Here is a 7,120-nt window from a genome sequence, read left to right as displayed (position 1 = left end):
TACCGAAATGTCAGATGCCGTGGTCGCAACCATGGCCGCATTGGCATATCCGGCGACCAAAGCGAAAGCGCCGCCAGCAATCATCAGTTTCAGCTTCTTATTCATATGTCTCACTCCTTTGAAGACTGGGGCAAGAACGCAGCTTTTGCTTTTCCGTTCCCGGAATCGTGAACACTATGTTTGAAAAGATGCTAGGTAAACTTCGGCAAGATACTGATTTTTCGTGTTCTTTAATATTATCGACAATGCTTTCGAAGCTTTGCTTTTTTCGCATTTCATTGTGCTGTCGCGCATGCGAGTCTATAGGGAGGACAGGTTTTGAAAGCAGGAGGTCATCATGGGAAAGTTGCAGGCAGGGATCATTCCGGTCACGCCATTCGAACAGAACTGCACCATTCTTTTCGATGAAGACACGAAGGAAGGCGTGGTTGTCGATCCGGGTGGGGATGTCGATGTCATCGTTCAGACCGTTACCGAGAATGGCATCACGCTGAAGGAGATCTGGCTGACCCACGGCCATCTGGATCACGCGGGTGGGGCGAAGGAATTGAAGGAGCGTTTGTCCCTCGCGATCATTGGCCCGCATGAGGACGATCGTCCGCTGCTCGAGCGCATTGAAACCCAGGCGCAGAAATACGGCATCACCGGTATGCACAACGTGCTGCCGGATCGCTGGCTCACAGATGGGGATGTGGTGTCCTTCGGCGATCACAGTTTCGAGGTCTATCATTGCCCAGGTCATGCGCCGGGTCATGTCATTTATTACAATCGCGCGCAGGGTTTTGCGCATGTCGGCGACGTGCTGTTCAACGGTTCCGTCGGTCGCACGGATCTGCCTGGCGGAAACCACGAGCAGTTGCTCGCTTCCATCCGTGATAAGGTGCTGCCGCTTGGGGACGATGTGGGCTTCATCTGCGGACACGGCCCTGGCGGGCGGTTCGGTGAAGAGCGGCGCTCTAACCCTTATCTGCAAAATCTCGGCCCAATTGGTGCAGCACCGAATGCTGTCAGCGGGACCGAGAAGAGCGCCAACTGAAGAGATTAGGGCGGCTTCGTTTCCCGCAATCAAAGCCATAAAAAAACCCGGCATTCCTGCCGGGCTTCAACTAGAAGAGAAGTCGTTATGGCTCAGCCAGCAATCTGAAGATTGACTGCCTTGGGGCCCTTGCCGCGACGATCCGGTTCCGTGTCGAAGCTCACTTTCTGGTTTTCCGAAAGACCGGACAGGCCGGAAGCCTGTACGGCAGAGATGTGAACAAAGATATCAGCGCCACCATTGTCTGGCTTGATGAAGCCGAAGCCTTTGTCGGTATTGAAGAATTTAACGGTGCCAGTCTCGGCCATGCATCAGGTCCTTTTCGCTCTGCCTGTGTTCAGCTCCAGGCAGCATTACAGTTTTGCCCGCTAGGGCGTACGGCAGGCAGTTCTTGATGTTTGAGAGATTGAACCTTCGCTGTGGAAGACTTGACGTTCTGATCAACGTTTTGTTGTTCCCACCGCTCGAAGTATTGTCTCCGATGCATCTATTCCTAGGTCTTCCCACGCTCGCAAATTGCCCGAACGGCGATAGAGTGATGTGTTTATTTAAAATTGGCAAGCAAAAGTTTTTAGGCGCCAACCGCGATCAATCGGTGGCGTTTAGCGCGTATAACGCGTGGAGCGGAATTTTTTCCCGTACGGGCATCGCTGATAAAACAAAACCATCGTTGGCGATGGGTATTTTCGGCAATTTTCGCGCAGAGTGATGAAGACTTCATCAATAGACGGCGCGGATTTAGCCTGCTTCGCTAAGTTTTTGGTGGCGTCTTTTCGTAAGCTCCGGCACCAATTCGACCAGCAGAATGGCGGAAAAAATGATGGCGCAGCCAATGTAACCGGCCGCCGGAATGATCTCTCCAAGAAAGAGTGACGCAAAAAGTGCGCCAAACAGGGCTTCAGAAGAGAGAAAGATGGCTGCCTGGGGCGCCGTGGTGTAGCGCTGGCCGATGACCTGAAGAACGAAAGCGAGACCGGACGAGACGATGCCCACATACAGGATCTCGCGGATCGAGGCTGCAATCGCCTGGGCATTGATCGGCTCGAAGGCCGCGCCGATGACCATGCTGAGAATGGCGCAGACGGAAAATTGCACGCATGAAAGGGCAAGCGGCCGCCTGCTTGCCATGACGGCACGGCCCGCAAGCGTGATCTGTACCGCCCAGAAGAAGGCACAGGTGATGCTGAGGAAATCGCCAGTCGTCAGGCTGCTGAAGGCGCCGCCAGACAGCAGGAAGATGCCGATCAGCATCATCGTGGCGCCCGGCCACACAACCCAATGCGGGTAACGCCGATAGATAAGCACAGCGATGATCGGTACGAAGATGACGTAAAGAGCCGTCAAAAAACTGGAATTGGTAACGGAGGTGGTGAGCAATCCCACCTGCTGGGTGGTGGCGCCCATAAAGAGGGTCACGCCGACAAGACCGAAGGTGCGGTACTCCGCCTTGCTCGGCTTCGAACCCATTCGGCGGGTTTCCATGAGCGCGAATGGCAGGACCGCAAGGGCTGCAATGGCAAAGCGCAAGCCTACGAACCAGAACGGACCGATGGATGCCATGGCCGTGGACTGCGCGACAAAACCACCACCCCAGATCGCGGCAGCAAGAAGCAGTACGAGGTTTGCCTGAATGCGCGTCATTCTTCACCACTAAGGAAGCAACATACGTGTTGCTTCATTGTCTTGTCGAAAAGGCGATCGGTTCCGCTTGGAAGCCGACGCCCCGAGGCTGCCGGGGAGACGAAGCGGCGTTGCGTGAAGCAGCAGATCTTGACCCTGAAGATGGCGGAGGTAACCCTCGTCTGGGAGCAAGCGCCCCAGACAGCCATTTCACCGGTGCTCTATCAGCAAGGGGATGGTTCGGCAAGGCACGGGCAGGGCAGTCATTCACGGTTGCGGCGCAGACGGTTTTCGCGAATGCTGCTGAGCGTCAGGAGTACGCCTCCGACGCCCAACGTGCCGAAGCCGAGTGCCACAAGACCGGTGACGAAGATGCGATCCGATGCTTTCGAAATCGGCGCGCTGGCAATGGCTGAGGTTGTCATGGGGTCGACCGCGTCTGAAGCGTGAGAGGAGGTCGCAAGGCCCGCTGCCATGGTGAGAATAACCATGATGGCCGCAAGCGCCATCCACAGAGAAAACAGCATTCTCTGTACCTTCAGCCGATCCGCCGAATTCCGGTGATTGATAAGCATCGTGATAGTCCTCGTCTCTTTTGCCCGCGTGCTAAAAAGAGGCTTGGAAGTGGACCCCTTGGAGACCGAAATTCGTCAGTCCGGAGCATTTATTGTGGCGATAAAAAGGCACGAATTAACGAGAGGTTAAGGCCGGCAAATCTGCCGATTTTTTCGGCGTACGCTCCGTTGTGGCGTGATCGGCGGTCTCGCCCGGACATGATGTCTTCCAAGCATGCAAGCCGTTTCATGTTGGCGGGGTTGATCGTCCGTTCTGCGAGAAAGTAAATGCGACCCATCTCATCTTTTCATGGGTTTTGACCTTGAAAGACTTTCGGTCTTTCGACATACCACTTGCCGCAGAGGGCGACATTCCGCCGCAACTTCTGTCGATGTCAACTTCAATAGGACCGATAAAAATGGCCTTCCTTGCCGACATTCTCTCCCGCGTAAAGCCATCCGCCACCATCGCCGTTTCGCAGAAAGCTCGCGAACTTCAGGCACAGGGTCGCGATGTGATTGGCCTTGGCGCCGGCGAGCCGGATTTCGATACGCCCGACAATATCAAGGAAGCAGCCATTGCCGCTATTAAAGCGGGCAAGACGAAATACACGCCTGTCTCCGGTATTCCGGAACTGCGCAAGGCGATTGCCGAGAAGTTCAAGCGCGAAAACGGTCTGGACTACAAGCCGGAGCAGACGATTGTCGGTACCGGTGGAAAGCAGATTCTTTTCAACGCCTTCATGGCAACCCTGAACCCGGGTGATGAAGTCGTTATTCCAGCACCTTACTGGGTGAGCTACCCGGAAATGGTGGCGATCTGCGGCGGCACGCCGGTTTTCGTCAACACCACGCTGGAAGACAATTTCAAACTGAAGCCGGAAGCGCTTGAAAAGGCGATCACGCCGAAGACCAAGTGGTTCATCTTCAACTCGCCATCCAACCCGTCGGGCGCGGCTTACAGCCACGACGAGTTGAAGGCGCTGACCGACGTTCTCGTCAAGCATCCGCATGTCTGGATCCTGACCGACGACATGTATGAGCACCTGACCTATGGCGACTTCAAGTTCGTGACGCCGGTGGAAGTGGAGCCTTCGCTCTATGACCGCACGCTGACGATGAACGGCGTTTCCAAGGCCTATGCGATGACCGGCTGGCGTATTGGCTATGCCGCTGGTCCGCTCACGCTCATCAAGGCGATGGACATGATCCAGGGCCAGCAGACCTCGGGTGCCACGTCGATTGCCCAGTGGGCAGCTGTCGAGGCGCTGAACGGCACGCAGGATTTCATTCCGGCCAACAAGAAAATCTTCGAAGGCCGCCGTGACCTGGTGGTTTCCATGCTGAACCAGGCCAAGGGCATCACTTGCCCGGTTCCGGAAGGCGCGTTCTACGTCTACCCGTCCTGCGCCGGTCTGATCGGCAAGACGGCGCCGTCCGGCAAGGTGATCGAGACCGACGAAGATTTCGTCACCGAGCTTCTGGAAACAGAAGGTGTTGCAGTCGTTCACGGCTCCGCTTTCGGTCTCGGTCCAAACTTCCGCATTTCCTACGCGACGTCGGAAAAGCTGCTGGAAGAGGCCTGCAACCGCATTCAGCGTTTCTGCGCCAATTGCCGCTAAAGCTTGGTGGCATCGACCAAAAGAAGCCCGGCAGTGATGCCGGGTTTTTTATTGTGTGATGAGTTGGTCGAGATCGTCCCAGGCGTAGACGATGTTGTCGGACCGCCAGATTGGCCCCGGATCGCGAAACTCACCGATCTTGCATGCATGGAGCGCTTCATAAAATCTGCAAGCGGGCTCGTTGCCCTTGACGACGCTGAGGCCTGCGGAGCGGTAGCCCATGGCTTTGGCATGGGTTGCCAGGCCTCCAAGAAGTCGTTTGCCGATCCCTTGCCTTTGGACGCTGGCTAGGACGTAGAGGTTCTTGATCTCTGCACGGGAGCCAAAAATCGGATCTGACGGTTGGCCGACCGCGCCGATTCCGACGATCTCTTGCCCGATCTCCGCCACCAGAACCAGTTGGTGCGGCTCAGTCTCGGACAATTTCTTTGTCCAGTAGCGAAGGCGATGTTCCTCATCCAGGGCTGCAAAAACGGACGGGGAGGCCAGTTCCCGCATCGTCTCACGCCAGACGTGAACATGAACATGTGCGATGGCCTCGGCATCGCACAGCTTCGCCGGTCTGAGTTCAACCAATGCACACCCTCACAGCCCAAGAAACAGCAACATGATGAAGGTGGCGAACAGAATCAAGTGCGTCATGCCTTCGATGGCATTGGTCTCGCCGTCATTGAGGTTGATGGCTGCGACAATGAGCGTGATGAAGACCATCACCGTCTGTACCGGCGTCATCGCCATGATGAAGGGTTGGCCGGAATAGAGCGCGATTGCTTCCATGACCGGAACCGTGAGGATGACGGTCGAGAGCGAGGCGCCCATGGCAATATTGACGACGGGCTGCATGCGGTTGCGCAAGGCGGCACGCATGGCCGTGAGGATTTCCGGTGCTGCCGAAATGGTGGCAACGACGACAGCCATCAGGCCTTCCGGTGCGCCGCTTCCTTCCAGCCCATGGGTGAGGAAGGCGGCCATGAATTCCGCCAGAACGCCGATCAGCACAACGCCGACGAGAATGGCGCCGATCGAATAGGCAGCCGAACCGTCCTCCTCCTCATGGCCGTGCGCATCACCTTCCGGAGCAGCCTTTTTGCGGTCTGCGCGCGGATAGCTGTAGCTGAAGAAATAGCTGTGCGGACCGACCTGCATTTTCAGGAAGAGGCCGTAGAGCGCGATCATCGCAACGATGGTGAAGGCAGAGTAGAGATGCCATTTTGCTTCCGGCACGAATTCCGGCACGATCATGGAAATGCCCATGGCGGTGAGGATCATCACGCCATAGGTGCGCCCGGAATCGTCATTGTATGGTTGCTCGCCGTGGCGTAGACCTCCGAGTAGGGCTGCCAGACCAAGGATGCCGTTGATGTCGATCATCACCGCCGAGTAGATCGTATCGCGCACCAGGGTAGGGGAGCTCGACTCGCTCATGATGATGGCGAGGATCAGCACTTCGACCGCGACAGCAGATAGCGTCAGGATCATCGTGCCGTAGGGGTCTCCCACCTTGGCAGCGAGGATCTCAGCGTGGTGGGCAACCCGCATGGAGACCGCAACGATCACGGCAATCAGCGCCGCCGCGACAACGAAGGATAGCGCCTTGCTCGCTTCCAGCACGCTATGTTCTGCCAGATAGGCGACAACCGCGACTGGAACGGCCAGCAACAGCATGCGCTCCTGCTTCAAAGTGGTGGCGACGGACATCTTCCCTCCAGGTCTCAGAGCCGCTCCGTTGAATACAGGCTCCGTTGCTGCAACTTCCGGCTTCCCATATTTTCACGCCTAACTATGACCGGGCGAAAATGCGTTGGGCCGATGATCTTTTCAGTGACAGGTCGAGAGGCGGGTTTGCACTCTTGGCCATTTGGTAGGATAGTGAGCGCGAGGACATGATAACGAAACCGCGATCTCAGTCCTGAAATGCCTGTTTGCGGTATTGGTTGTCAATCTTCTCCAAGCATAACAGGAGGACATGCGCATGACCAAGGTGTGTTATGAAATCGTCGAGCACGACGGCGGCTGGGCGTACCGAATGAACGGCGCCTATTCCGAAGCCTTCCCCACCCACTCAGATGCCGTGCAGGCCGCGAAGATCGCTGCGGCTGAACAGCAGGTCGGTGGCGAGGATGAGGAAATCAGCTATCAGGACGAACGCGGACGCTGGCACGAAGAGTTTAGCCAGGGTGGCGACAGGCCGGAGGCTGAGGTGGTGGATCGTTATTCGGGCGGGTAATCGTAGTTCACCCAAATATACTTTGGCTGTAAATCTCCATTATCTGTTGTGAGTTCATACT

The 7,120-nt window shown here is 56.3% G+C and carries 9 protein-coding genes; 4 read left to right on the top strand and 5 right to left on the bottom strand.

Features of this window, described 5'->3' with window-relative positions; all coding sequences use genetic code 11:
• Nucleotides 1-337: 337 nt before the first annotated feature.
• Complete coding sequence (locus QE435_RS23455) at nt 338-1,036, top strand: MBL fold metallo-hydrolase (protein ID WP_349042827.1); 699 nt, start codon at nt 338-340, stop codon at nt 1,034-1,036.
• A 92-nt stretch (nt 1,037-1,128) separates the two neighbouring features.
• Here the strand turns inward: QE435_RS23455 and QE435_RS23450 are convergent, their stop codons facing one another.
• Entirely contained in the window at nt 1,129-1,344 is a 216-nt protein-coding gene (locus tag QE435_RS23450) for a cold-shock protein (RefSeq protein WP_003494703.1), read from the bottom strand.
• An 86-nt stretch (nt 1,345-1,430) separates the two neighbouring features.
• Between QE435_RS23450 and QE435_RS23445 the strand changes: the two genes are divergently transcribed.
• Nucleotides 1,431-1,745, top strand: a complete 315-nt coding sequence (locus QE435_RS23445) for a hypothetical protein (RefSeq protein WP_306933666.1) — start codon at nt 1,431-1,433, stop codon at nt 1,743-1,745.
• A 29-nt stretch (nt 1,746-1,774) separates the two neighbouring features.
• Here the strand turns inward: QE435_RS23445 and QE435_RS23440 are convergent, their stop codons facing one another.
• Together QE435_RS23440 and QE435_RS23435 are read right to left on the bottom strand one after the other, a co-directional pair.
• A complete protein-coding gene (locus QE435_RS23440; RefSeq protein ID WP_349042826.1) occupies nt 1,775-2,677 on the bottom strand; it encodes a DMT family transporter in 903 nt (300 codons plus the stop codon).
• Between the two features lie 242 nt (nt 2,678-2,919).
• Nucleotides 2,920-3,231: a hypothetical protein gene (locus QE435_RS23435; RefSeq protein WP_349042825.1), complete on the bottom strand. Its 312-nt coding sequence runs from the start codon at nt 3,229-3,231 to the stop codon at nt 2,920-2,922.
• Nucleotides 3,232-3,629: 398 nt separating this feature from the next.
• On the opposite strand from QE435_RS23435, the gene QE435_RS23430 reads away from it, so the two are divergent.
• A complete protein-coding gene (locus tag QE435_RS23430) occupies nt 3,630-4,832 on the top strand; it encodes a pyridoxal phosphate-dependent aminotransferase (protein WP_306933660.1) in 1,203 nt (400 codons plus the stop codon).
• A 48-nt stretch (nt 4,833-4,880) separates the two neighbouring features.
• Here the strand turns inward: QE435_RS23430 and QE435_RS23425 are convergent, their stop codons facing one another.
• Nucleotides 4,881-5,408, bottom strand: coding sequence for a GNAT family N-acetyltransferase (locus tag QE435_RS23425; protein WP_349042824.1), 528 nt, complete (start codon nt 5,406-5,408; stop codon nt 4,881-4,883).
• 9 nt (nt 5,409-5,417) lie between these two features.
• The gene (locus QE435_RS23420; protein WP_349042823.1) at nt 5,418-6,530 is read right to left on the bottom strand and encodes a calcium:proton antiporter; all 1,113 of its coding nucleotides are present in this window, start codon (nt 6,528-6,530) and stop codon (nt 5,418-5,420) included.
• A gap of 274 nt (nt 6,531-6,804) precedes the next feature.
• Between QE435_RS23420 and QE435_RS23415 the strand changes: the two genes are divergently transcribed.
• Nucleotides 6,805-7,059, top strand: coding sequence for a DUF2188 domain-containing protein (locus QE435_RS23415; protein ID WP_349042822.1), 255 nt, complete (start codon nt 6,805-6,807; stop codon nt 7,057-7,059).
• Nucleotides 7,060-7,120: the final 61 nt, after the last annotated feature.

It is taken from the genome of Agrobacterium sp. SORGH_AS 787 (genome assembly GCF_030819035.1).
GTDB classification, from domain to species: Bacteria; Pseudomonadota; Alphaproteobacteria; order Rhizobiales; family Rhizobiaceae; genus Agrobacterium; species Agrobacterium larrymoorei_B.
The sequence above is the reverse complement of the archived record's forward strand: the minus strand, read 5'-3'. Positions and strand labels throughout refer to the sequence as shown.